Annotated in this window: 22 protein-coding genes and 1 pseudogene; 17 read left to right on the top strand and 6 right to left on the bottom strand. The window is 76.6% G+C overall.

The window, feature by feature from the left end; genetic code table 11:
- Nucleotides 1-59: 59 nt before the first annotated feature.
- Nucleotides 60-1,151 carry a sensor histidine kinase gene (locus ACLBXO_RS07060; protein ID WP_447684934.1) on the bottom strand — a complete coding sequence of 364 codons (1,092 nt, stop codon included), beginning with the start codon at nucleotides 1,149-1,151 and terminating at the stop codon, nucleotides 60-62.
- A 405-nt stretch (nucleotides 1,152-1,556) separates the two neighbouring features.
- On the opposite strand from ACLBXO_RS07060, the gene ACLBXO_RS07055 reads away from it, so the two are divergent.
- The 3 genes from ACLBXO_RS07055 to ACLBXO_RS07045 all read left to right on the top strand — a co-directional run bounded on the left by ACLBXO_RS07055 (nucleotide 1,557) and on the right by ACLBXO_RS07045 (nucleotide 3,938).
- Entirely contained in the window at nucleotides 1,557-1,892 is a 336-nt protein-coding gene (locus ACLBXO_RS07055; protein ID WP_331315532.1) for a DUF3761 domain-containing protein, read from the top strand.
- A 116-nt stretch (nucleotides 1,893-2,008) separates the two neighbouring features.
- Nucleotides 2,009-2,665: a hypothetical protein gene (locus tag ACLBXO_RS07050; protein WP_447684933.1), complete on the top strand. Its 657-nt coding sequence runs from the start codon at nucleotides 2,009-2,011 to the stop codon at nucleotides 2,663-2,665.
- Nucleotides 2,634-3,938 carry a DNA-packaging protein gene (locus ACLBXO_RS07045; RefSeq protein WP_447684932.1) on the top strand — a complete coding sequence of 435 codons (1,305 nt, stop codon included), beginning with the start codon at nucleotides 2,634-2,636 and terminating at the stop codon, nucleotides 3,936-3,938. The genes ACLBXO_RS07050 and ACLBXO_RS07045 overlap by 32 nt, the downstream gene beginning before the upstream one ends.
- A gap of 327 nt (nucleotides 3,939-4,265) precedes the next feature.
- Here the strand turns inward: ACLBXO_RS07045 and ACLBXO_RS07040 are convergent, their stop codons facing one another.
- Nucleotides 4,266-4,499: a hypothetical protein gene (locus ACLBXO_RS07040; protein ID WP_447684931.1), complete on the bottom strand. Its 234-nt coding sequence runs from the start codon at nucleotides 4,497-4,499 to the stop codon at nucleotides 4,266-4,268.
- 58 nt (nucleotides 4,500-4,557) lie between these two features.
- A complete protein-coding gene (locus ACLBXO_RS07035) occupies nucleotides 4,558-5,544 on the bottom strand; it encodes a hypothetical protein (RefSeq protein WP_447684930.1) in 987 nt (328 codons plus the stop codon).
- Between the two features lie 30 nt (nucleotides 5,545-5,574).
- On the opposite strand from ACLBXO_RS07035, the gene ACLBXO_RS07030 reads away from it, so the two are divergent.
- The 3 genes from ACLBXO_RS07030 to ACLBXO_RS07020 are packed head-to-tail and all read left to right on the top strand — an operon-like array spanning nucleotide 5,575 to nucleotide 8,692.
- On the top strand, nucleotides 5,575-6,768 hold the full coding sequence (locus tag ACLBXO_RS07030) for a phage portal protein (protein ID WP_447684929.1): 1,194 nt from the start codon (nucleotides 5,575-5,577) through the stop codon (nucleotides 6,766-6,768).
- 41 nt (nucleotides 6,769-6,809) lie between these two features.
- On the top strand, nucleotides 6,810-7,376 hold the full coding sequence (locus ACLBXO_RS07025; protein ID WP_447684928.1) for an HK97 family phage prohead protease: 567 nt from the start codon (nucleotides 6,810-6,812) through the stop codon (nucleotides 7,374-7,376).
- Between the two features lie 23 nt (nucleotides 7,377-7,399).
- A complete protein-coding gene (locus ACLBXO_RS07020) occupies nucleotides 7,400-8,692 on the top strand; it encodes a phage major capsid protein (protein ID WP_447684927.1) in 1,293 nt (430 codons plus the stop codon).
- 49 nt (nucleotides 8,693-8,741) lie between these two features.
- Here ACLBXO_RS07020 and dps read toward each other — a convergent pair whose 3' ends face one another.
- From dps to ACLBXO_RS07005, 3 genes are all read right to left on the bottom strand, one after another.
- Nucleotides 8,742-9,287, bottom strand: a complete 546-nt coding sequence (dps, locus tag ACLBXO_RS07015) for a DNA starvation/stationary phase protection protein Dps (RefSeq protein ID WP_331315528.1) — start codon at nucleotides 9,285-9,287, stop codon at nucleotides 8,742-8,744.
- Between the two features lie 127 nt (nucleotides 9,288-9,414).
- Nucleotides 9,415-10,326: a S1 family peptidase gene (locus ACLBXO_RS07010; RefSeq protein WP_447684926.1), complete on the bottom strand. Its 912-nt coding sequence runs from the start codon at nucleotides 10,324-10,326 to the stop codon at nucleotides 9,415-9,417.
- Between the two features lie 119 nt (nucleotides 10,327-10,445).
- Entirely contained in the window at nucleotides 10,446-11,195 is a 750-nt protein-coding gene (locus ACLBXO_RS07005; protein ID WP_447684925.1) for a S1 family peptidase, read from the bottom strand.
- Between the two features lie 25 nt (nucleotides 11,196-11,220).
- Between ACLBXO_RS07005 and ACLBXO_RS07000 the strand changes: the two genes are divergently transcribed.
- The 11 genes and pseudogenes from ACLBXO_RS07000 (at nucleotide 11,221) to ACLBXO_RS06950 (ending at nucleotide 20,310) form a co-directional block, all read left to right on the top strand.
- Nucleotides 11,221-11,784: a head-tail connector protein gene (locus ACLBXO_RS07000; RefSeq protein ID WP_447684924.1), complete on the top strand. Its 564-nt coding sequence runs from the start codon at nucleotides 11,221-11,223 to the stop codon at nucleotides 11,782-11,784.
- 22 nt (nucleotides 11,785-11,806) lie between these two features.
- Complete coding sequence (locus ACLBXO_RS06995) at nucleotides 11,807-12,160, top strand: head-tail adaptor protein (RefSeq protein WP_447684923.1); 354 nt, start codon at nucleotides 11,807-11,809, stop codon at nucleotides 12,158-12,160.
- Nucleotides 12,157-12,585 (top strand): tail completion protein gp17, encoded by a 429-nt coding sequence (gene gp17, locus ACLBXO_RS06990; protein ID WP_447684922.1) that lies wholly within the window; start codon nucleotides 12,157-12,159, stop codon nucleotides 12,583-12,585. Before ACLBXO_RS06995 ends, gp17 begins: the two co-directional genes overlap by 4 nt.
- Nucleotides 12,586-12,596: 11 nt before the next feature.
- Nucleotides 12,597-13,007 carry a phage major tail protein, TP901-1 family gene (locus ACLBXO_RS06985; protein WP_447684921.1) on the top strand — a complete coding sequence of 137 codons (411 nt, stop codon included), beginning with the start codon at nucleotides 12,597-12,599 and terminating at the stop codon, nucleotides 13,005-13,007.
- A 5-nt stretch (nucleotides 13,008-13,012) separates the two neighbouring features.
- The gene (locus ACLBXO_RS06980; RefSeq protein ID WP_447684920.1) at nucleotides 13,013-13,420 is read left to right on the top strand and encodes a gene transfer agent family protein; all 408 of its coding nucleotides are present in this window, start codon (nucleotides 13,013-13,015) and stop codon (nucleotides 13,418-13,420) included.
- Between the two features lie 50 nt (nucleotides 13,421-13,470).
- Nucleotides 13,471-13,635: pseudogene (locus ACLBXO_RS06975) on the top strand (phage tail assembly chaperone); the annotation flags it as partial.
- A 9-nt stretch (nucleotides 13,636-13,644) separates the two neighbouring features.
- Nucleotides 13,645-14,259: a phage tail tape measure protein gene (locus ACLBXO_RS06970; protein ID WP_447684919.1), complete on the top strand. Its 615-nt coding sequence runs from the start codon at nucleotides 13,645-13,647 to the stop codon at nucleotides 14,257-14,259.
- Nucleotides 14,260-14,301: 42 nt separating this feature from the next.
- Complete coding sequence (locus ACLBXO_RS06965; RefSeq protein WP_447685022.1) at nucleotides 14,302-14,943, top strand: phage distal tail protein, Rcc01695 family; 642 nt, start codon at nucleotides 14,302-14,304, stop codon at nucleotides 14,941-14,943.
- 14 nt (nucleotides 14,944-14,957) lie between these two features.
- Complete coding sequence (locus ACLBXO_RS06960; RefSeq protein ID WP_331315522.1) at nucleotides 14,958-15,833, top strand: DUF2163 domain-containing protein; 876 nt, start codon at nucleotides 14,958-14,960, stop codon at nucleotides 15,831-15,833.
- On the top strand, nucleotides 15,830-16,414 hold the full coding sequence (locus ACLBXO_RS06955; RefSeq protein ID WP_447684918.1) for an NlpC/P60 family protein: 585 nt from the start codon (nucleotides 15,830-15,832) through the stop codon (nucleotides 16,412-16,414). Before ACLBXO_RS06960 ends, ACLBXO_RS06955 begins: the two co-directional genes overlap by 4 nt.
- Nucleotides 16,402-20,310 (top strand): baseplate multidomain protein megatron, encoded by a 3,909-nt coding sequence (locus ACLBXO_RS06950; protein ID WP_447684917.1) that lies wholly within the window; start codon nucleotides 16,402-16,404, stop codon nucleotides 20,308-20,310. Before ACLBXO_RS06955 ends, ACLBXO_RS06950 begins: the two co-directional genes overlap by 13 nt.
- The last annotated feature ends 18 nt before the right edge of the window (nucleotides 20,311-20,328 follow it).

Below are 20,328 nucleotides of genomic sequence, written 5' to 3'. Positions count from 1 at the left end.
TCTGCGCCGCTATAGGCCGGCCGCGCCGCCGTGGCGACGGGGTCCGGCGCCGCGGGCGCTCATTGCGCGCCGGGGCGCGTCGACGGCAGGGTCAGCCACAGGGGATCGCCCGGGCTGGCATCGCCCGCGACCGCGATCTCGGCCTGGGCCGCGTAGGCGGCGATGAGGCGCGGGCCGAGCTTCGGGACGTTCGGCCGCCCGGACGCGGCCATGTCGCTCACCCCCGAGACGATCGAGAGGCGCAGCGGCGTGCCGGCCTCGATGCCGATGGCGATCGAGCAGGCGACGTGCTCGGCGGTCGCGTCGAGGCACTCGGCCACGATCTCCGCGACGATCATGCCCAGGGCGTTGGCGGTGCGCGGCTCCACGAGGCCGTTCCCGGAGCCGCCGACCTGGACGCCGATCCGCCCGGCCCGCCGGAGCTGCCCGAGCCCGGAGGCGAGGCGGTGCAGGTAGTCCTTCAGGTCGATCGACGCGATGTGCGGCGCCTCGTGCAGGTGCTGCTGCACCAGCGCGATCGCCCGGACCCGCTGGCCCAACGCCTCGAAACTGCCGCGGCAGGGATCGGGGGCTGCCCGGCCGTACAGGCCGATCAGGCTCACCATCACCTGGAGGTTGTTGCGGACCCGGTGGTAGACCTCGGCCAGCAGCGCCTCCTTCTCGGCCAGCGCGTGCTCGATGTGCTCCTCCGCGTGCTTGCGGTCGGTGATGTCGAAGCAGGAGCCGAGATAGCCCTGGAACCGGCCGTCCTCGACGAGGGGCCGGGCGGTGTCGAGCAGCCAGCGGTACTCGCCGTCGTGCCGCCGCAGGCGGAACTCGACGGTGAACGGCGCCCGCGCCTCGAAGGCCGCGGCGACGATCCGGGCATGGCGCTCGAAATCCTCGGGATGCAGCCCGCTGCGCCAGCCGAGGCCGAGCTCCGCCTCCAGGGGCCGCCCGGTGAATTCCAGCCAGCACTCGTTGTGGTGGATCGCGTGGCCGGCCTCGTCCGAGCGCCACATCATCAGCGGCACGACGTCGGCGAATCGCCTGAAGCTGTCGCTCAGGGCGGCGGCTTCCGCGGTGCCCTGTGCCGGACCCCGACCAGGATCCCCCGTGGGGCCGCAGCCGAGCGGGTCTTCCGCGCCGGACCCTGGTGGCTCACCGACCATTCTGTACCCGATTCACTCTGACGGACTGCGTGAGAGGCGACGCCTGCGTGCGGATGGCGCCGGTCAACGTGTCGACCGGACGGCCGTTCCGGTCCTGAACCGCCTTCAGAACTGCCATTCACCAAGACATTAGCGACAATACCTTTCGAGCCCGTTCAGCATGCCGTCGCCGAGGGGTCCCGCACGGGGCATGCGGATTGACCTGCGGCCCTGCCCGCGATCCGCCGCGCGGGCGCGGGCGCGGGCGCGGGCGAGCCGGTCGGGCGGCCCCGGCCGAGGCCCGGTCCGCGCGCTGCCCGCGAACCGCTTGCACAACCTGTAGCCGGCCTTGGGATAACCACAGATCGTTCGTGACGCCTCGCCTTGGTTGTGTCTCTTGGCTTTAGACACAACCTTGAGGCTGCTGTGCTGCCTGTGCCGATCGCGACACCGTCCGTCCACCGCGGGCAGGCGCCTCCCCGGGGCGCCGCCCGGTGGCCGGTGCTGGCCGGCCTCGTCCTCCTCGGCCTGTCGGGCGGCGCCGTCGCCCGGCCGTTCGCGGAGCCCGACGACCGGAACCTCGACCGCCACGGCCATTACCGGAGCCGGGACGGGTCCGACGTCCACCGGCCGGCCGAGAGCCTCGACGGCCGGAAGCCCGCGGGCGCCACGGCCAAGTGCCGGGATGGCACCTGGAGCTTCAGCCACACCCATCGCGGCACCTGCTCGGGCCACGGGGGCGTGTCGCGCTGGGAGGCCTGAGCCTGCACAAGTGCCTTAATTCCTATTTCGGTCGAGAGATAGGAATTTGCGCTTGACACCGGCGCGCTGCCGGGGTATCAACCAGGCACGGTCGAGACGTGTGCGGAGAGACGCCGATGTGGCCACCCCCTCCCAGCAGGGCGGACAGCCGCGCCGAGGCCCTGACGCTGCTGCGCGAGACCGACCTGACCTGCGACGCGATCGGGGCCCGTCTCGGCGTCCACCCGAAGACGGTGCACACTTGGAACGTCCGGGCCGGCTGGCCGAGGCCGCGGCGGCAACGGCCGCGGCTCCTGACGGGGCGCTGGCCCGCGGCGCGCCGGGCCGCCCTGATCCGCCTGCTGTGCACGCCGGGCGCCGATCCCGGCGACGTCACCGAGATCCTGGGGCTCGGCCGGCTCGACCCGGCGATGATGGCCACGGCCTTCGGGGCTGACCTGCCGCTGCCGCCGGCGGTCACCGGGCGCGGCGACCCCGCGGCCGACCCGGCGACCCTGCGGGCGCGCTTGCGCGCCCACATCGCCCGGCAGATCGCCGCCTTCGACGCGGCTCTGAGCGGGGCGGGGTCGGGCGCGGGCGACTCCGCCCGGGTCCTGCGCGACCTCGGCGGCCTCAAGCGGCTCCTCGACACGGTGGATGCGGAGGGCGCGCGCGGCGCCGCGGGGGAGGGGGGCGATGGCACCGGACCCGACACCGGACCCGACCTGCCCGCCCTGCGCGCGGAGATCGCGCGACGCGTTGATGGCTTTGTCCGCGGCGGGGCGGCTGCCTGACTTCCTCGGGACGCTGCCGCCGGACCTCCTCCGGGCGCTCGCGGGCGACTGGCTTCACCAGGCCCGGCCGGACCAACTGCCGCCGCCCGACGCGGCACCCTGGACCACCTGGGCGGTGATCGGCGGCCGCGGCAGCGGCAAGACCCGCACCGGGGCCGAGTGGGTCGACGCCCTCGCGCGCGGCGACCCGGCCTTCGCGGGCGCGCCGGTCGGGCGGATCGCCCTCGTGGGCGAGACCCATCTCGACGTGCGCGACGTGATGGTCGAGGGGCCGTCCGGCCTGCTCGGCCTGCCGGCGCGGGGACGGGCCCGGCCCAGCTGGTCGCCGAGCCGCCGCCGGGTGGAGTGGAGCAACGGCGCCGTCGCGCTCGCCTTCTCGGCCGAGGAGCCCGACGCGCTGCGCGGCCCGCAATTCGGCGCCGCGTGGTGCGACGAGGCCGCCAAGTGGCGCCGGCCCGAGGCGGCCTTCGACATGCTGCAGTTCGGCCTGCGCCTGGGCGCACGGCCGCGCAACCTCGTGACGACGACGCCCCGGCCGGTGCCGCTGATCCGCCGCCTGCTCGCCGACCCGCGCACGGTGGTGAGCCGCGCCCGGACCGGCGACAACGCCGCGCATCTCGCGCCCGACTTCCTCGATCAGGTGGTCGGGCGCTACGCCGGCACGCGGCTCGGCCGGCAGGAACTCGACGGCGAACTCATCGCCGACCGGGACGACGGCCTGTGGACGCGCGCCGCCCTGGAGGCTGGCCGCCTCGCCGCGGCGCCCGATCTCGGCCGGATCGTCGTGGCGGTGGATCCCCCCGCCGCCTCGGGCGCGCGCTCGGATGCCTGCGGGATCGTGGCGGCCGGGCGCGCGGGCGGGCACGCCTACGTGCTGGCCGACGCGAGCCTCGCCCGCGCCACCCCGCAGGCCTGGGCGGCCGCGGCGCTGGCGCTCTACCACCGGCTCCGGGCCGACGCCCTGGTGGTCGAGGTCAACCAGGGCGGCGAGATGGCCGCCGCCGTGCTGGGCCAGTGCGACCCCGCCGTGCCGGTGACCCGGGTCCACGCCACGCGGGGCAAGTACCTGCGCGCCGAGCCGGTCTCGCTGCTCTACGCCCGCGGGCTGGTCCACCACGTCGGCGCCTTCCCGGCGCTGGAGGACGAGCTGTGCGATTTCGGTCCGGACGGCCTGTCCGGCGGGGCCTCGCCCGACCGTCTCGACGCCCTGGTCTGGGCGCTCACGCACCTGATGCTGGAGCCCCGGGCCGCGCCCCGGATCCGGCGGCTGTGACAGGGGTAGCCAGAAACAATTCGGCGCGCTTCGGGTGAAGCGCGCCGGAGTCGGTTCGTGGTCTCTGGAACGAACTGCATGCTGTATACACAATGTCGTGCGCCAAATCTGTAGCGATCAGGCCACGGCCTCCGGTCCTGTGGTGGGAATCCCCACCGTAATTCCCCGTATTGCGCGGCTGCGGCCGGCGGATTGAGCGGCGCATCTGTCGGCTTGATCCATGCCGTCCTTCCGGCGCGCCGCGGCCCGGCCCCGAATCCTGAACCGTCGTCGATGCCCGACTCCGGCACATCGCCGTGTTCGGGTCCCCGGCGACCGATCGGGCGCTCAATCGCCGCCGCCGCCACCATCGCCGCCGCCCCCGTCGCCGCAGCTGCCGCCATCCCCGCCGTGGCAGCCGCCATCGCCGAAGCCGACGCCGCCGTCGCCACCCGAGCCGTAGCCGAGGGCGCCGGAGCGCCGAGGCCCCCGAGAGCGCGTCGCGGAGGGCATGAGGCAGCGGAGGAAGGGGACGAGCGCGATGACGAAGATCGCGAGTTCGAGGGCCTGCTTCCTGTCCATCGGAACCTCCGTCGGTTCGTCGGTCCGGGCAGTGTAGCACGGGCCGGCGCCGGGGCCGTCACGGGGGCGCGGTCAGGCTCCGCAGGGCAGCCCGGACGTCGGCGAGGGCGCCGACCAGGGCGTAGCAGGCGAAGTCGTGCGCGCCGGCGGCGGCGTTCGCCAGCCGGAAGCGGCAGCTCAGGCGGTTCGCCCCGGCCTCGGGGTCGACCGCGAAGCCCGGCCGCGGCGCGTCGGGCTCCTGCTCCGGCGGGCCCGGGGCCCAGACCGCGAGGGCGTGCGAGCCCTCCGGCGTCGCCAGGATCACCGGGTCCGGCCGCTCCCCGGCGCCGGGGTCGAGGGGTGCGATCCCGCCGGTGGCCGGGTCGAAGCGCCAGGCGGCGGAGAATTCCGCCGGCACCGCGGCGGCGAGGGGTTCGAGACGCAGCGCCGCCGCGGGCTCGGCCAGGACGAAGCTCGCCTGCACCTCCACGGCGTTGCCGAGGCCCGGCAGGCCGAGGGCGACCCGCTTGCGCAGCAGCGGGGCCGGGATCGCGGGGCCCGCGGAGGCGGTCGGGCAGTCCGCGGGCGGCTCGTCGGCCGGGTCGGCGGGGCCGTCCCAGGCCATGCGGGTCTCGGTCTCGGCCCAGCTCCGGCCGGCGCGCAGGGCGCGCAGGCGGCGGGCCGCGGGCGCGCCGGTCCCGTCCTGCGGGGTGCCGGCCTCGCTCGCGCGGCGGCAGCCGGCGCCCGACCCGACCTCCGCGCGCGCCTGCAGGGCGTCGCCGGGCTCGGTGTCGGCCAGGAAGGTGACGCCGTCCCAGGTCAGCGTGTCCACCGCCCCGGCGACCCGCCGCGACAGGCGCAGGCTGATCTCGGACCGGCCGAAGGGACGCGCCAGGATCAGGGTGCCGTCGGGTTCAGGCCACGGGGGTGCGGGCGCATCGCCGGCCCGGGCCGGCGCGGCGAGGAAGGCGGCGAGGACGGCAGCGAGGAGCGCGGCGACGCGGGCACCCGCCCGGACCCGCCCTCGGAACCGCGCCTGGGGCCGTTTGGGGATCCGGGGCTGCATCGCGTGACCATAGCTCAGGAACGGACCGCCATGTCGACCCTCCTCGAACGCCTGGCGCGGGCGGCGCGACGCGCCGCCGGCGGCCCGGCCCTCGCCACCAAGGCCGCCGCGGCCCCGGCCTTCGCCCTCTACGCCGAGGGGAGGGCCAGCTGGACGCCCCGCGACCCGGCCGCGCTCGCCCGGGCCGGCTACCAGGCCAACCCGGTGGTCCACCGGGCGGTGCGGCTCGTCGCCGAGAGCGCCGCCGGCCTGCCGCTGATCGCCACCGGCCCCGGCGCCGAGCGCGCGGGCGACCTGCTCGCCCTGCTGGCGCGGCCGAACCCCCGGGAGAGCGGCCCGCACCTCCTGGAGACGCTCTACGCCGACCTTCTCCTCACCGGCACGGCCTACCTGGAGGCGGTGAGCCTCGACGGGCGGGTCGCGGCCCTCCAGGCCCTTCGGCCCGGACGGATGCGGGTGCTGCCGGGCCCGGACGGCTGGCCGGCGGCCTACCTGTACACGGCGGGCGGGCGCAGCCGCCGGTTCGACCTGCCCGAGCCGGGGACCGCCGTGGCGCCGATCCTGGCGCTGACGCTGTTCCACCCGGAGGACGAGACCGGCGGCCTCGCCCCGATCGCGGCGGCGGCCGCGGCCCTCGACATCCACAACGCCGCGAGCGCCTGGAACAAGGCGCTGCTCGACAACGCCGCCCGGCCGTCCGGCGCCCTGGTCTTCGCCGGGGCGACGCTGTCCGAGCCGCAATTCGACCGGCTGAAGGCGGAGCTCGAGGCGAACTACCAGGGCGCCGCCAATGCCGGCCGGCCGCTGCTGCTGGAGGGCGGCCTCGACTGGAAGCCGCTCGCGCTCTCGCCGCGCGACATGGATTTCGTGGCGGCCAAGGACGCGGCCGCCCGGGAGATCGCCCTGGCCTTCGGCGTGCCGCCGCTGCTGCTCGGCCTCGCCGGCGACAACACCCACGCCAACTACGCCGAGGCCAACCGCGCCCTCTACCGCCAGACGCTGATCCCCCTCGCGGCCCGCACCGCCCGGGCGCTGGCGGGCTGGCTGGAGCCCGCCTTCGGCGCGGTCGACCTCGAGCCGGACCTCGACCGGATCGAGGCGCTGGCCGGCGAGCGGGAATCCCTGTGGCGCCGGGTCCAGGCTGCGGATTTCCTCTCGGTGTCGGAGAAGCGGGAGGCCGTGGGCTACCCGCCGGCGATGCCGCGGGCGCCGGGCCCGCCCTGAGGCGCGGGGCGGGCCCTCACTGTCCCATCCGAGGATCCCCCATGGACGGCCATTTCTCCGGCTATGCCAGCCTGTTCGGCGTGCCCGATCTCGGCCGCGACGTGGTGGTCTCGGGCGCCTTCGCGGCGAGCCTCGCCCGCCGCGGGGCCGCGGGCGTGCGGCTCCTGTTCCAGCACGATCCCGCCGAGCCGATCGGCCGCTGGCTCGCCCTGCGCGAGGACGGTCGCGGCCTGTTCGCGGAGGGGCAGCTCAACCTCGCGGTGCAGCGCGGCCGCGAGGTCGACGCCCTGCTGCGCGGCGGCGGCCTCGACGGGCTCTCGATCGGCTTCCGCACGGTGCGCGCCGGGAAGGGCGCCGGCGGCGAGCGCCGGCTCCAGCAGGTCGACCTCTGGGAGATCTCGCTCGTGACCTTCCCGCTGCAGCCGGGGGCCAGGGCGCGCCCGGTCCCGAGCCCGGGCGCCGACCCGGAGGCGGACGCGATCCGCGGCCTCGCCGGCCTGATCGCGCCGAAGGGCGCCGCGAGACCTGCCGCGAGACCTGCCGCCAGACCTGCCGCGAGACCCGCCGCCGGACCCATCGCTCGGCCGCTGCCGGCCGCGCGCTCCTGACTTCCACCCCGACGAGGCCCGCCATGGACGCCCAGACCCCGATCGCCGATCCCGCCCTCGCGCCGCCCTGCGGCCTGCCGCCGCTGGAGAACAAGGCCGCCCGGCCCGAGGGCGGCCCGGTCCGCTCCGCCCTCGACGAGCTCGCCGCCGCCTTCGCGGCCTTCAAGGAGACGAACGACGCGCGGATCGACCGGATCGAGGGCCGCCTCGGCGTCGACGTCCTCACCGAGGAGAAGCTCGCCCGGATCGACGCGGCCCTCGACGCCGCCCGCACCCGCCTCGACCGGATCGCCCTGGAGCGGGCCCGCCCGCCCCTCGGCCAGCCGGACGTCCGGGAGGCGGGGGCCGCGCACGAGCACAAGGCCGCCTTCGACCTCTACGTCCGGGCGGGCGAGAGCGCCGGCCTGAAGCGCCTGGAGGCCAAGGCGCTGTCGGCCGGCTCCGGGCCGGACGGCGGCTACCTCGTCCCCGACACGATCGAGCGGACCGTGCTGGCGCGCCTCGGCCAGGTCTCGCCGATCCGGGCGATCGCCAGCGTGCAGCCGATCTCGGGCGCCCAGTACAAGCGCGCCGTCTCGGTGGGCGCGCCGGTCACCGGCTGGGCCGCCGAGACCGCGCCGCGGCCCGAGACCGCCGCGCCGGCCCTGTCGGAGATCGCGTTCCCCGCCATGGAACTCTACGCGATGCCGGCCGCCACCCAGACGCTCCTCGACGACGCCGTGGTCGATCTCGACGCGTGGCTCTCGGCCGAGGTGGAGACCGCCTTCGCCGAGCAGGAGGGCGTCGCCTTCGTCTCCGGCAACGGCGCGAGCCGCCCGCGGGGCTTCCTGAGCTACGACACGGTCGCCAACGCCGCCTGGGTGCCGGGCAAGATCGGCACGGTCGGCACCGGGGCGGCCGGGGCCTTCCCGTCGGCCAGCCCGGCGGACGTGCTGTTCGACCTGATCTACGGGCTGCGGGCGGCCTACCGGCAGAATGCCGGCTTCGTCATGAACCGGCGCACCCAGAGCGCGATCCGCAAGTTCAAGGATTCGGAGGGCAACTATCTCTGGCAGCCGCCCCTCGCCGCCGGCCGGGCCGCGACGCTGGTCGGCTTCCCGGTCACCGAGGCCGAGGCGATGCCGGACCTCGCCAAGGACAGCCTCTCGGTGGCCTTCGGCGACTTCCGCCGGGGCTACCTCGTGGTCGACCGGACCGGGATGCGGGTGCTGCGCGACCCGTACTCGGCCAAGCCCTACGTGCTGTTCTACACCACCAAGCGCGTCGGCGGCGGGGTCCAGGATTTCGACGCGCTCAAGCTGCTGAAGTTCTCCTGAGCGCCCACGGCAAGGTGGACCGCGGTGTGGCCGCGGTCCGCGTCGGCACTCAGCGGCCCGGGTTGCCGTCGCGCAGGGTGCCGGTCGGCTCCTGCACGTGCGCCTCCAGGAACCAGAGGTGCTTGTCGACCGCCCGCGAGATCTCGGTGAACAGGTCGGCCGTGCCGGGATCGCCCGCCTCGTCGGTCTCGTCGATGTTCTGCCGCACCGCGTTGGCGTAGGCGGCGTAGCTGTCGATCAGCGCGGCGATGTGGTCGGCGATGGCGTAGATGCCGGTCGGGTAGGCCGGCAGCTTGGTGCGCTCGGCGACCGTCTGGGTCGAGCCGAAGGCCGTGGCGCCGAGCTGGACCGCGCGCTCGGCGACGCTGTCGTTCAGCTCGTCGAGCTGGGTGCGGAACCCGTCGAGCATCTCGTGGACGCCGATGAATTGCGGACCCTTGAGGTTCCAGTGGGCCTGCTTGATCGCGAGCGCGAGGTCGATCCCGTCCGCGAGCCGCGCGTTCAGCGCCTCGATCGAGACCTTCTTGGCGTTCGAGTCGGTGTTGTTGCGGGTCTTGTGCGTCCGCGGGGTGTTGCTGGTGCCGGTGTCGGCCATGCTCTCGCTCCGTGAGCCGGGAAGGTTCGGATGCGAAAAGTGCCGATCGGCCCCCGGGTTCCCGCAGGCGCGAAGGATCCGGGGGAGGGCGGCGGGTTTGCCGCGGCGGGGCCGTGCCGGGGTCGTTCTAGTGGCGGCGGCCCGGGCGGGCCATCCAGTCCGACCGGGTGCCGCGGGGCGCGGTCTCGCCGACCTGGATGCGCGACAGCTCCGCCGCGCGCGCGGCGATCCAGCCGGCATGCTCGGCCACCGGGGTCACGGCGGTGAAGCCGCCGCAGGCGGTCCGGCGCGCGCCCTGCTGCAGGGCGCCGCTGGACCAGCTCACCACGCCGACGATCCGGTAGCCGCCGGGGCCGCCGGTCAGGATCGGGCCGCCGGAATCGCCCAGGCAGGCGCCGGCGCCCGAGGTCTCGGCCATGCGCCGCCGGTCGGTCACGACGGTCACCCGGTTGGCGACCTGGAGCGAGCCGATCGACACGAGGTGGGCGAGGCGCAGGGTCCGCGCCGAGTTCCGCCGGTTCTCGGCCACCACGCCGAAGCCCGCGATGTCCACGGGCTGCCCGTCGGAGATCGAGGCCGCGCCCCGGGGATCGAGGGGCACGAAGTCGTTGCCCAGCGGACGCTCGAGCTTGAGCAGGGCCAGATCGACCCCGGGCTGGTCCTCGGGCGTCGTCCCGGGCACGAAGTCCGGGTGCATGGAGGCGGTGATCACCGCGGTCCGGTGCTGGCGGAAGTTCCGGTCGACGCTGATCACCGTGTAGCCGGCCGGCCGCATCACGCAGTGGGCCGCGCTCAGCACGAGGTCCGGGGCGATCAGCGTCCCCGAGCAGATCTCGCCCTCGGTGCTCTCGATCCGGACCACGAAGCTGCGCGCCCCGTTCGGGTCCCGCGTCGTCGTGCCGTTGATCACCGCCGCGGCGGGCGTGGGCAGCAGGCCGCCGAGGGCGCCGAGCAGCGCCACGCCCAGGATCCCGCCCCACAGCCCGCCGCGCAGGCTGCGCTCGCGGGGGCCGGCCTTTCGGATCGGGCGAGGGGACATCGGGAACTCCGGGCGCGCGGAGGCGCGGGTGTGTGACGCCGGGGGCGGCGCCGCGTGAGCCTAGAGCAAGGCAATAGCCCGGCCAAGCTGAGGTTCCCCGCGCACGCGGCGCCGCGACGCTACTCCGACCAGCGCGCCGTCCGGTCCCAGCCGCCGAGCACGCGGTCGATCCAGCCCCGCTGCGGCCCCACCAGGACGCCCTGGGTCAGGCCGCCGCAGGCGCCGCCGATCCAGGCCGACAGGGCGAGGATCGCCCCGTCCGGCCCCGCGATCGGGCCGCCGGAATCGCCCTGGCAGGCGCCGCCGCCCGCGCCCTTCAGCCAGACCAGGAGGCGGCTCGGCCCGTAGGGCTCGATCACCGGCAGGCCGATGCTGCGGTAGGTGCCGGTGGAGCGCGGGTCGCCGGGCCGGGCCGCGCCGTAGCCCGCCAGGGTCAGGGTCTCGCCCGCCCGCGCCGGGGCGGCGCTCAGGGTCACGGGCGCGAAGCGCGCCGGCAGCGGCGTCGCGGTGCGCAGCAGCGCGAGATCGACGGAGCGCCGCCGGTAAGCGGCCGCGCCGGCATCGTAGCCGGGATGGAGCGCCTGCGCGGCGACGTCGACGAGCACCGGCGCCCCGGCGGCGTCGCGGAAATGGACGCGGTGCTCCCGCGCGTCGGCGAGGCAGTGGCCGGCGGTCAGCACCGTGTCGGGGGCGAGCACCACGCCGGTGCAGACGCCGCCCTTCGACGACAGGACCATCACGGCCCCGCCGGCCGGCGCCTCGGTGCCGCCGACCACCGCCCGCGCCGGGACGGCGGCGAGCGCCGGGACCGCCATCAGGGCCACCGCCAGCGCGGCGCGGGCCGCCGGGCGGCGCTTCGGGATCGGCATCGGACCACCTGCAGAGAGACGCGCGATGATCCCGTTACGCATCGCCGCCGCCGCCGTCGAGCCGGTGGGCGTGCCAGACCTGCGCGCCTACCTGCGCGTCGACTCCGACGCGGGCGCCGACGAGGACGGCCTGCTCCAGGCCCTGATCGCGGCGGCCCGCGCGAGCCTGGAGATCGAGACCCGCCGGATCCTGGTCCCGGGGCGGTACCGGATCGCCCTGACGGCTTGGCCGCCGGACGGGCAGGTGCCGCTGCCCCTGAGCCCGCTGGTCGCGGTCCTCCGCGCCGGCCTCGCGGACCCGTCCGGAAGCGTCACCGACCTCGATCCCGGGCTGGTGCGCCTCGGCCCCGACCCGGACGCAGCGCCGTCGCTGCAGGTGGATCCGGCCGCGCCGGATCCCGCCGGCCGCACCGTCCTGATCGAGGTCGCGGCCGGGTACGGCGGCGACGGGCCGCCGCTCCCCGAGCCCCTGCGCCTCGCGATCCTGCGCCTCGCCGCCGCCCGCTACGAGCGTCGCGGCGACGAGCCCGACGCCGCCCGCACCGACGCCGCCGCGCTCGCCGCGCCGTTCCGGCGCCTGCGGCTGTGATCCTCGCACCCGGAGTTCGCCCATGGCCTCCCCGTCCCAACGCCCGTCCCTCGGCGCGCGGCGGCGCCGCTTCGTGCTCGAGCGGCCCCTGGAAGAGCCGGACGGGTTCGGGGGCGTGCTGCGCCGCTACGTGGCCGGCCCGGTCCTGTGGGGCGCGATCGCCCCGGCAGGGCTGGCCGACCGACCGGCCGGCGGCCGCACCGACACGCTGCCCGCCTACCGCGTCACCCTGCGCAGCCGGTCCGCGCTCGACCCGACGATGCGGCTCGCCGCGGGGCCGCGCCGCTTCGCGATCCGCGCCGTCGCCGAGCCCGACGCGCGGGGCCGCGACCTGATCTGCCACGTCGAGGAACTGCCCGGGGAGGGCCGGTCGTGAGCGATCCGGGCCCGCTCCTGGCGCTCCGGGCGGGCCTGATCGCCCGCTTCGCCGCCGACGCCGACCTGGCCGCCCTGCTGGGCGGACGCGTCCGGCTCTACGACGAGCCGCCGCGGGGCACGCTCCCGGTCTACGCGCTGTTCGGCGATGCCGAGATCGCCGACGAATCCGTCGACGGCGCCGAGCGCCACCGGCACAGCCACGCGATCGCGGTGATCGCCCGGGCCGGCTCGGTGCGCACCGCCCTCGACGCCGCGGCGCGGATGGCGGCCCTGCTCGCCGACGGGGCGACACCCCTCGTCCTGCCCCTCGTGGACTGCCGGCTCGTCACCCTCCGGGTGCGGGCCGTCCGCGCCCGCCGCGACGCCCGGACCGGCGAGGCGCGGGCGACCCTGACGGTCGAGGCCGTCACCGAGAACCTGTGAGGAGGGTGCCGATGGGCGCGCAGAAGGGCAAGGACCTGCTGATCCGGGCCGGCGACGGCGCGGGCGGCTTCGCGGCGGTGGCGGGCCTGCGCAGCCGCCAGATCACCCTCAACGCCGAGACCGTCGACGTCACCAGCGCCGATTCCGCCGGGCGCTGGCGCGAGCTGCTCGCCGGGGCCGGGGTGCGCCGCGCCGCGATCGCCGGCTCCGGCGTGTTCCGCGACCAGGCCTCGGACGCGCGCCTGCGGCTGCTGTTCTTCGAGGGCGCGGTCGAGGCGTTCCAGATCGTGATCCCGGATTTCGGGACCCTGGAGGGGCCGTTCCAGATCGCGAGCCTGGAGTACCGGGGCGACCATGCCGGCGAGGTCACCTTCGACATGAGCCTCGAATCCGGCGGCGCGCTCGCCTTCGCGGCGGTGTGAGCGCCGTGGCCAACCGGATCCGCGGCGAGGTGCCGCTCACCCTCGGCGGGCGGCGCTACACGCTCTGCCTCACGCTCGGGGCGCTCGCCGAGCTGGAGGCCGCGCTCCGGGCCGGCGACCTCGCGGGCCTCGCCGCGCGCTTCGCGGGCGGGCGCGTCTCGGCCCGCGACCTGATCGCCCTCCTGGGCGTCGCCCTGCGGGGCGGCGGCCACGACCTCGACGACGCGGCGGTGGCGCGGCTGCCGCTGGCGGGCGGGCTCGACGCCGTCTCGGTTGCCCTGGGCGACGTCCTGGCGGCGGCCTTCGGGGAAGCGCCGGGCGGGGAAGCGCCGGGCGGGGAAGCGCCGGGCGGGGAAGCACAGGGCGGGGAAGCACAGGGCGGGGGGGCGCCGAGCCTGGCAAACCCTCCGTAGGGCCGGACGCGGACCCGCCGCGTCCGGCCCCGTGGCGCTTCCCCTGGGACGACGCCCTCTCCCTCGGTCTCGGAGCGCTGGGCTGGCGGCCCCGCGACTTCTGGTCGGCGACGCCGCGGGAACTCGCCGCCGCGCTCGGCCGGCGCCCCGGCCCGGAACCTCTGAGCCGCGCCGCCTTCGCGCGGCTCCTCGCCGCCCATCCCGATCCACCGTGAGGCACCGCCATGGCCGAGACCGACCCGCAGACCGATCCGCAGACCGATCCGCATGCCGATCCGTATGCCGACCCGCTGGCCGACGACCGGATCCGGCAGCTCGAGACCCTGGACCGGCTGGCGCAGAGTTTCGGCCGCAGCCTCGACACGGCGCTGACCCGCGGGGCCGCGTCCGGCCGCAGCCTCGACGGCGTGCTCGGGACGATCGGGGCGCGCCTCGCCGGCGTCGCGGCGCGGGCGGCGGCCGGGCCGATCCAGTCGGGCCTCACGGGCCTCATCGGCGCGATGCTGGGCTCCGGCGCGGAGACCGGCTTCGCCCGCGGGGGCGTGTTCCGGGGCGGCCGCGTCCAGCCCTTCGCCGCCGGCGGCGTCGTGGCCGCGCCGACCTACTTCCCGATGGCGGGGGGTGCCGGCCTCATGGGCGAGGCCGGCCCGGAGGCGATCCTGCCTCTCGGCCGCGGGCCGGACGGCCGCCTCGGCGTGGCGGCGGGCGCCGCCGCGGCGCGGCCGGTCTCCGTGACGGTCCATATCGCGACCCCCGATCCGGGGGCCTTCCGCCGCTCCGAGGCGCAGGTGACCGCGAGCCTCGCCCGGGCGGTGGCGCGCGGCCAGCGGGCGACGTGACGACGCCCGCCGCCGATGCCCGTTCCGGAAGCCGAGTTCGCCATGGCCGACGATTTCCACGAGGTGCTGTTCCCCCTCGACGTCTCGCTGCGCGCCGGCGGCGGCCCGCAGCGGCTCACCGAGATCGTGACCCTGGCCTCGGGCCGGGAGCACCGGAACGGCCGCTGGGCCGATTCCCGCCGCCGCTACGAGGCCGGCTTCGGGCTGCGCGGCCTCGACGCCCTGCACGCCGTGCTGGCCTTCTTCGAGGAGCGGCGCGGGCGGCTCTACGGCTTCCGGTTCCGCGACCGGGTCGACAGCCGCTCCGGACTGCCCGGCCGGCCGATCGGCGCCCTCGACCAGCCGCTCGGCACCGGCGACGGCGCCACCGCGTCCTTCCCGCTGGTCAAGACCTACGGCGCCGGCTTCGCGCCCTACCGGCGCCGGATCGCCAAGCCGGTGGCGGGCAGCGTCCGGGTCGCGGTGGCGGGCCGGGAGGTCGAACCCGGCGCCTGTGCGTGCGACCCGACCACCGGCCTCGTCGTCTTCGCGCCGGGCCACGTCCCGCCCGCCGGCGCCGCCGTGACGGCGGGCTTCACCTTCGACGTGCCGGTCCGCTTCGACACCGACGCGCTGACGATCGACCTCGCCGCCTTCACGGCCGGCGAGATCCCGAAGGTGCCGCTCGTCGAGATCGTGCCCTGAGGAGGCGGGACCCCATGCGCGACATCCCGGAAGCCTTCGCGGCCCATCTCGCCGGCGGGGTGACGACCCTGTGCCGCTGCTGGTCGCTGCGGCGGCGGGACGGGCTCGCCCTCGGCTTCACCGACCACGACCGCGACCTGACCGTCGCGGGCCTCGTCCACGCCGCCCGAACCGGGCTGGAGGCGGCCGAGGCCGGTGCCGAGCTGGGCTTCGCGGTCTCGGGCGGCGACGTGGCCGGGGCGCTGAGCGGCCTCGGCCTCACCGAGGCGGACATCGCCGGCGGCCTCTACGACGGCGCCGCCGTGGAGACCTGGCTGGTCGACTGGACCGAGCCCGAGACCCGGCTCCTCCTCGACGTCGCCACGATCGGCGAGGTGCGCCGGGACGGCGACGCCTTCGTGGCCGAGCTGCGCGGCCTCGCGCACCGGCTCGGTGCCGAGCGGGGCCGCACCTACCGGGCGACCTGCGGCGCCGATCTCGGCGATGCCCGATGCCGGGTGGACCGCGCCGCGTGGACGACGGCCGGCCGGGTGACCGGCGTCCCGGAGCCGGCCACGCTCGCGGCGGCGCTCGCCGGGTCCTTCGCGGACGGCCTGTTCACCGGCGGGCGGCTGACCTGGACGATGGGCGCCAATGCCGGGCTCGCGGCGGACGTGCGCCTCCAGTTCGGGCCGCTGATCGAGCTCTGGACGGTGCCGCCCCGGCCGGTCGCCGCCGGCGACGGGTTCAGCCTCACGGCCGGGTGCGACAAGCGCCTCGCCACCTGCCGCGACCGCTTCGCCAACGCGGTCAATTTCCAGGGCTTCCCGCACATGCCCGGCAACGACGCGGTGATGCGGGCGGTCCCGGGCTCGGACCCGATCCTCGACGGCGGGAGCCTGTTCCGATGAGCGCGATGCGGCGCGAGAGCGGCCGAGATATCGGTGTCGCGGCGCTCGGCGAGGCGCGGCTCTGGCTGGGCACGCCCTACCGCCACCAAGCGTCGCTGCGCGGCGTGGGCTGCGACTGCCTGGGCCTGCTGCGCGGGGTCTGGCGCGGGCTCTACGGCGCCGAGCCGGAGGTGCCGCCGCCCTATTCCGGCACCTGGGCGGAATCGGCCGCGCCCGGGACCGACCCGCTCACCGAGGCGGCCGCCCGCCACCTCGTGCCGGTGCCCGGATGCCTGCCGGGCGCGGCGCCCCGGGCGGGCGACGTCCTGCTCTTCGCCTTCCGCCGCCACCTGCCGGCCCGCCACTGCGCCATCGCCACCGGCGCCGGCGCGATGATCCACGCCCACGACGGGGCCGCCGTCACCGAGGTCGCGCTCACCGGATGGTGGCGGCGGCACGCGACGGGGGTGTTCCGGTTTCCGGAGGTCCCCACAGGCTGCGGCGACGCGGAGTCCGACCTGCAGCCCGGCCCCGGTGAGCGCCGAGGCCGGCGTGTCGCGGGCGAGTCGGTCGATCCCGGAGCCCCACCATGGCGACGCTGATCCTGTCCTCGGCCGGCGCGGCGGTCGGCACCGCCCTCGGAGGCCCGATCGGCGGCCTGGTCGGGCGCGCGCTCGGCTCGGTCGCGGGCGCGGCCCTCGGCGGCGCCCTGTCGGGGGCCGGGCGGCACGCGCGCCTCGTCGAGGGGCCGCGGCTCGCCGACGTCGCCGGGCTCACCTCCACCGAGGGCGATCCGATCCCCCGGGTCTACGGGCGGGCGCGGATCGGCGGCACCCTGATCTGGGCGACCCGTCCGCTGGAGGTCGCCAACACCACCGTCGCCCGCGCGGCCGCGCCCGCCAAGGGCTTGGGCGGGCTCGCGGGCGGCCCGAGGACCGTCACCACCCGCTACAGCTACTTCGCCAACATCGCGGTCGGGCTGTGCGAGGGCGAGATCGCCTGCGTCCGCCGGATCTGGGCGGACGGGCGGGAGATCGACCAGACCGGCCTGACCCTGCGGGTCCATACCGGCGGCCCCGGCCAGGAGCCCGACCCGCTGATCGTCGCCAAGGAGGGCGCGGCGAACGCACCCGCCTATCGCGGCCTCGCCTACGTGGTGTTCGAGAACCTCGCCCTCGCGAATTTCGGCAACCGCGTCCCGCAATTCGCCTTCGAGGTGATCCGCCCGGTCAACGGCCTGTTCGACCGGGTGCGCGCCGTCGACCTGATCCCCGGCGCCAGCGAGTTCGGCCTCGATCCGGACCGCGTCACCGTCGATCTCGGGCTCGGCCGCACCGAGGCCGCCAACCGGCACCAGCTCCAGCGCGGCACCGACGTGATCGCCTCCCTCGACGCGCTCCAGGCGCTGTGCCCGAACCTGCGCCGGGTCGCCGTGGTGGCGACGTGGTTCGGCACCGACCTGCGGGCGGGATCCTGCCGGGTCGTGCCCAGGGTCGAGGCCGCCGGCAAGCGGGCCCGGCCGGAGGATTGGCGCGTCGCCGGGATCGCCCGCGACCGGGCCGAGACGGTCTCGACCCTGCCGGACGGCAGCCCGGCCTACGGCGGCACGCCGGCGGATGCGGGCCTGACCCGGCTGGTCGCCGAGCTGGCGCGCCGGGGGCTGGCGGTGTCGCTCTACCCGTTCGTCATGATGGACGTGCCGGCCGGCAACGCGCTCCCCGATCCGCACGCCCCCGGCGCCGCGCAGCCCGCCTATCCCTGGCGCGGCCGCATCACCTGCGACCCGGCCCCCGGCCGTCCGGGGAGCCCGGACGGGACCGCCGCGGCCGACGCGCAGGTCGCGGCCTTCTTCGCGGGCGGCTACCGCGACGCGGTCCTGCACTACGCCGACCTCGCGGCCGGCTGGGCGGCCTCGGGCGCGCCGCTCGCGGCCTTCGTGATCGGCAGCGAGCTCGTCGGCCTGACCCGGGTGCGCGGCGCGGCCGGCTACCCGGCGGTGCAGGCCCTGCGCGCGCTCGCCGCCGCGCTCCGCGACCGCCTCGGCCCGGCCGTCACCCTGGTCTACGCGGCGGACTGGACCGAGTACGGCGCCCATGTGGGCGACGGCGGCGCCACCGTCCGGTTCCCCCTCGACGACCTGTTCGCCGACCCGAATATCGGCGCCGTCGGGATCGACTGGTACCCGCCCGTCTCCGACTGGCGCGACGACCCGGACCACGCCGATCTCGCGCTGACGGGCGACATCGCCGACCGGGCCTATCTGAAGTCCCGGGGGGCGTCCGGCGAGGCCTTCGACTGGTACTACGCCGATGCCGCCGACCGCGCCGCCCAGGCCCGCCGGCCGATCACCGACGGCGCCGCCGGCAAGCCGTGGCTCTACCGGGCCAAGGACCTCGTCGCGTGGTGGTCGAGCCCGCACGTGGAGCGCGACGGCGGCGTCGAGACCCGCACCACCGCCTGGGTGCCGGCCGGCAAGCCGATCTGGCTCACCGAGATCGGCGTTCCGGCGGTGGACAAGGGCACCAACGGCCCCAACGTCTTCCCGGACCCGAAATCGTCCGAGAGCGCCTTCCCGCCGGGATCCCGCGCCCTGCGGGACGAGCTGATCCAGCTCCGCGGGCTGGAGGCCGTGATCGCGCGGTTCGACCCGGCCGTGCCGGGCTTCCGGGAGGCCGACAACCCGGTCTCGCCGGTCTACGGCGGCCGCATGGTCGATCCCGACGGGATCTTCGTCTGGGCCTGGGACGCGCGGCCCTTCCCGGCCTTCCCGACGGTGCGGGGCGTCTGGGCCGACGCCGCCAACTGGCGCGTCGGCCACTGGATCACCGGCCGGATCGAGGGCTGCGACCTCGACCTGCTGGTCCAGCGGATCCTGGCGGATTTCGGGTTCGACGCGCCGGTCTCCGTGGAGGCCGCCGCCTATCTCGACGGCTACGTGATCGACCGGCCACTCACGGCGCGGGGCGCCCTGGAGACCCTCGCGGAGGTCTACGGCCTCGACGTCTCGGCGGTGGCCGGGACCCTGCGGCTGCGCGGTCCACGGCGCGACCGGCCCGCGATCCTGGCCGAGGGCGACCTCGTCCGGCTGTCGGAGGAGCGGCCGGTCCTGCACCAGGTCCGGGCCGAGGAGAGCGCCCTGCCGCGCTCCGTGGAACTCGCGATCACCGATTCCGAGAGCCCGGATTACCGCCGCGCCGCGGCCTCGGCCGTGCGGCCCGCCGGCCTGCGGCGGCGCGAGACCCGGGTCGAGGCGGCGATCGTCACCCGCCGGGAGACCGCCGACGGGCTGGCGGAGGCGCTGCTCGACCGGCTGATCGCGGCCCGCGACACCGCGGTGTTCACGCTGAGCCCGCGCCGGGTCGAGCTGGAGCCCGGCGACCTCCTGGCGGTCCCGGCGGACGTGCCCGGCGGCGCGGTCCTGCGCCGGATCGACCGGATCGACGACGCGCCCACCGGCCGCCGGATCGAGGCGAGCGGCGTGCCGCCCCGGGCGGGGCCCGGGCGCGGGCTGCCCCGCGCGATGGCCCTGGCCGAGGTGGCGCCGCCATCCTTCCCGGGACCGCCGCTCGCCCTCGCCCTCGACCTGCCGGTCGACCGCGGCGAGCCCACGATCCTGCAGTCCTGCGCGGTAGCGGCCGAGCCCTGGCCCGGCGCCGTCGCGATCTGGCGCGCCGCGGGCGACGGGCCGCTCGCCCTGCACCGCCTCGTCGACTACCCGGCCTGCCTCGGGCGCACCCTGTCGGCGCTGCCGCCCGGCCCGCTCTGGCGGATCCAGAGAGGCGTGCACCTCGACGTCGCCCTGCGGCGCGGCGCGACCCTCGCGTCGATCGGGGCGGGCGCGATGCTGGCCGGGGGCAACCTGTTCGCCCTGCTCGGCGCGGACGGGACCGTGGAGCTGCTCGGCGCCGCGTCCGCGGTCCTGACCGGGCCCGACGCCTACCGGTTGTCCGGGTTCCTGCGCGGGCTCGCGGGCAGCGAGGCGGCGGCGGGGCGGGTCAGCCCGGCGGGGAGCCTGATCGTCCGCCTCGACGACGGTGCCGTGACGCCCCTGGTCGACCGGCTGGACGAGGTCGGCCGCGCGTTCCGCTACCGGATCGGGCCGGCGGACCGCGATCCGGCCGATCCGGCCTTCACCGAGATCACCGCCACGGCCGGCCTCGCGGCGCTGATGCCCCTGCGGCCGGTCCACCTGCGGGCGCGGCGCGCGACCGACGGCGTGCGGCTCTCGTGGATCCGCCGGGCCCGTCGCGACGGCGACTCCTGGGAGCCGGCCGAGATCCCGCGCGACGAGCCGGAAGCCTACGCGGTGACGGTGTTCTCGGCCGCCGGCGCGGCCCTGCGGACGGTCCGGGCCGAGGCCCAGCACTGTCTCTACGCGGACGAGGCGGCCGATTTCGGCGGCGCCCAGACGCATCTCGACGTCGCGGTGGCGCAGATCGGTCTCGTCGCCGGCCCCGGCCCCGCCCGCCGCGTCCGAATCCCCGTCCGCTCGGCCTGACTGTCCGGGAGCCGCCCC

This window comes from Methylobacterium sp. C33D, assembly GCF_053345825.1.
This window is presented reverse-complemented; position numbering and strand designations above follow the sequence as displayed.

Excerpts from the sequence above, each read along its gene's own strand:
- ACLBXO_RS07060 (WP_447684934.1), bottom strand. The coding sequence starts at position 1,151 with ATGGTCGGTGAGCCACCAGGGTCCGGCGCGGAAGACCCGCTCGGCTGC.
- ACLBXO_RS07050 (WP_447684933.1), top strand. The coding sequence starts at position 2,009 with ATGTGGCCACCCCCTCCCAGCAGGGCGGACAGCCGCGCCGAGGCCCTG.
- ACLBXO_RS07045 (WP_447684932.1), top strand. The coding sequence starts at position 2,634 with ATGGCTTTGTCCGCGGCGGGGCGGCTGCCTGACTTCCTCGGGACGCTG.
- ACLBXO_RS07040 (WP_447684931.1), bottom strand. The coding sequence starts at position 4,499 with ATGGACAGGAAGCAGGCCCTCGAACTCGCGATCTTCGTCATCGCGCTC.
- ACLBXO_RS07035 (WP_447684930.1), bottom strand. The coding sequence starts at position 5,544 with ATGCAGCCCCGGATCCCCAAACGGCCCCAGGCGCGGTTCCGAGGGCGG.
- ACLBXO_RS07030 (WP_447684929.1), top strand. The coding sequence starts at position 5,575 with ATGTCGACCCTCCTCGAACGCCTGGCGCGGGCGGCGCGACGCGCCGCC.
- ACLBXO_RS07025 (WP_447684928.1), top strand. The coding sequence starts at position 6,810 with ATGGACGGCCATTTCTCCGGCTATGCCAGCCTGTTCGGCGTGCCCGAT.
- ACLBXO_RS07020 (WP_447684927.1), top strand. The coding sequence starts at position 7,400 with ATGGACGCCCAGACCCCGATCGCCGATCCCGCCCTCGCGCCGCCCTGC.
- dps (WP_331315528.1), bottom strand. The coding sequence starts at position 9,287 with ATGGCCGACACCGGCACCAGCAACACCCCGCGGACGCACAAGACCCGC.
- ACLBXO_RS07010 (WP_447684926.1), bottom strand. The coding sequence starts at position 10,326 with ATGTCCCCTCGCCCGATCCGAAAGGCCGGCCCCCGCGAGCGCAGCCTG.
- ACLBXO_RS07005 (WP_447684925.1), bottom strand. The coding sequence starts at position 11,195 with ATGCCGATCCCGAAGCGCCGCCCGGCGGCCCGCGCCGCGCTGGCGGTG.
- ACLBXO_RS07000 (WP_447684924.1), top strand. The coding sequence starts at position 11,221 with ATGATCCCGTTACGCATCGCCGCCGCCGCCGTCGAGCCGGTGGGCGTG.
- ACLBXO_RS06995 (WP_447684923.1), top strand. The coding sequence starts at position 11,807 with ATGGCCTCCCCGTCCCAACGCCCGTCCCTCGGCGCGCGGCGGCGCCGC.
- ACLBXO_RS06985 (WP_447684921.1), top strand. The coding sequence starts at position 12,597 with ATGGGCGCGCAGAAGGGCAAGGACCTGCTGATCCGGGCCGGCGACGGC.
- ACLBXO_RS06970 (WP_447684919.1), top strand. The coding sequence starts at position 13,645 with ATGGCCGAGACCGACCCGCAGACCGATCCGCAGACCGATCCGCATGCC.
- ACLBXO_RS06965 (WP_447685022.1), top strand. The coding sequence starts at position 14,302 with ATGGCCGACGATTTCCACGAGGTGCTGTTCCCCCTCGACGTCTCGCTG.
- ACLBXO_RS06960 (WP_331315522.1), top strand. The coding sequence starts at position 14,958 with ATGCGCGACATCCCGGAAGCCTTCGCGGCCCATCTCGCCGGCGGGGTG.
- ACLBXO_RS06955 (WP_447684918.1), top strand. The coding sequence starts at position 15,830 with ATGAGCGCGATGCGGCGCGAGAGCGGCCGAGATATCGGTGTCGCGGCG.
- ACLBXO_RS06950 (WP_447684917.1), top strand. The coding sequence starts at position 16,402 with ATGGCGACGCTGATCCTGTCCTCGGCCGGCGCGGCGGTCGGCACCGCC.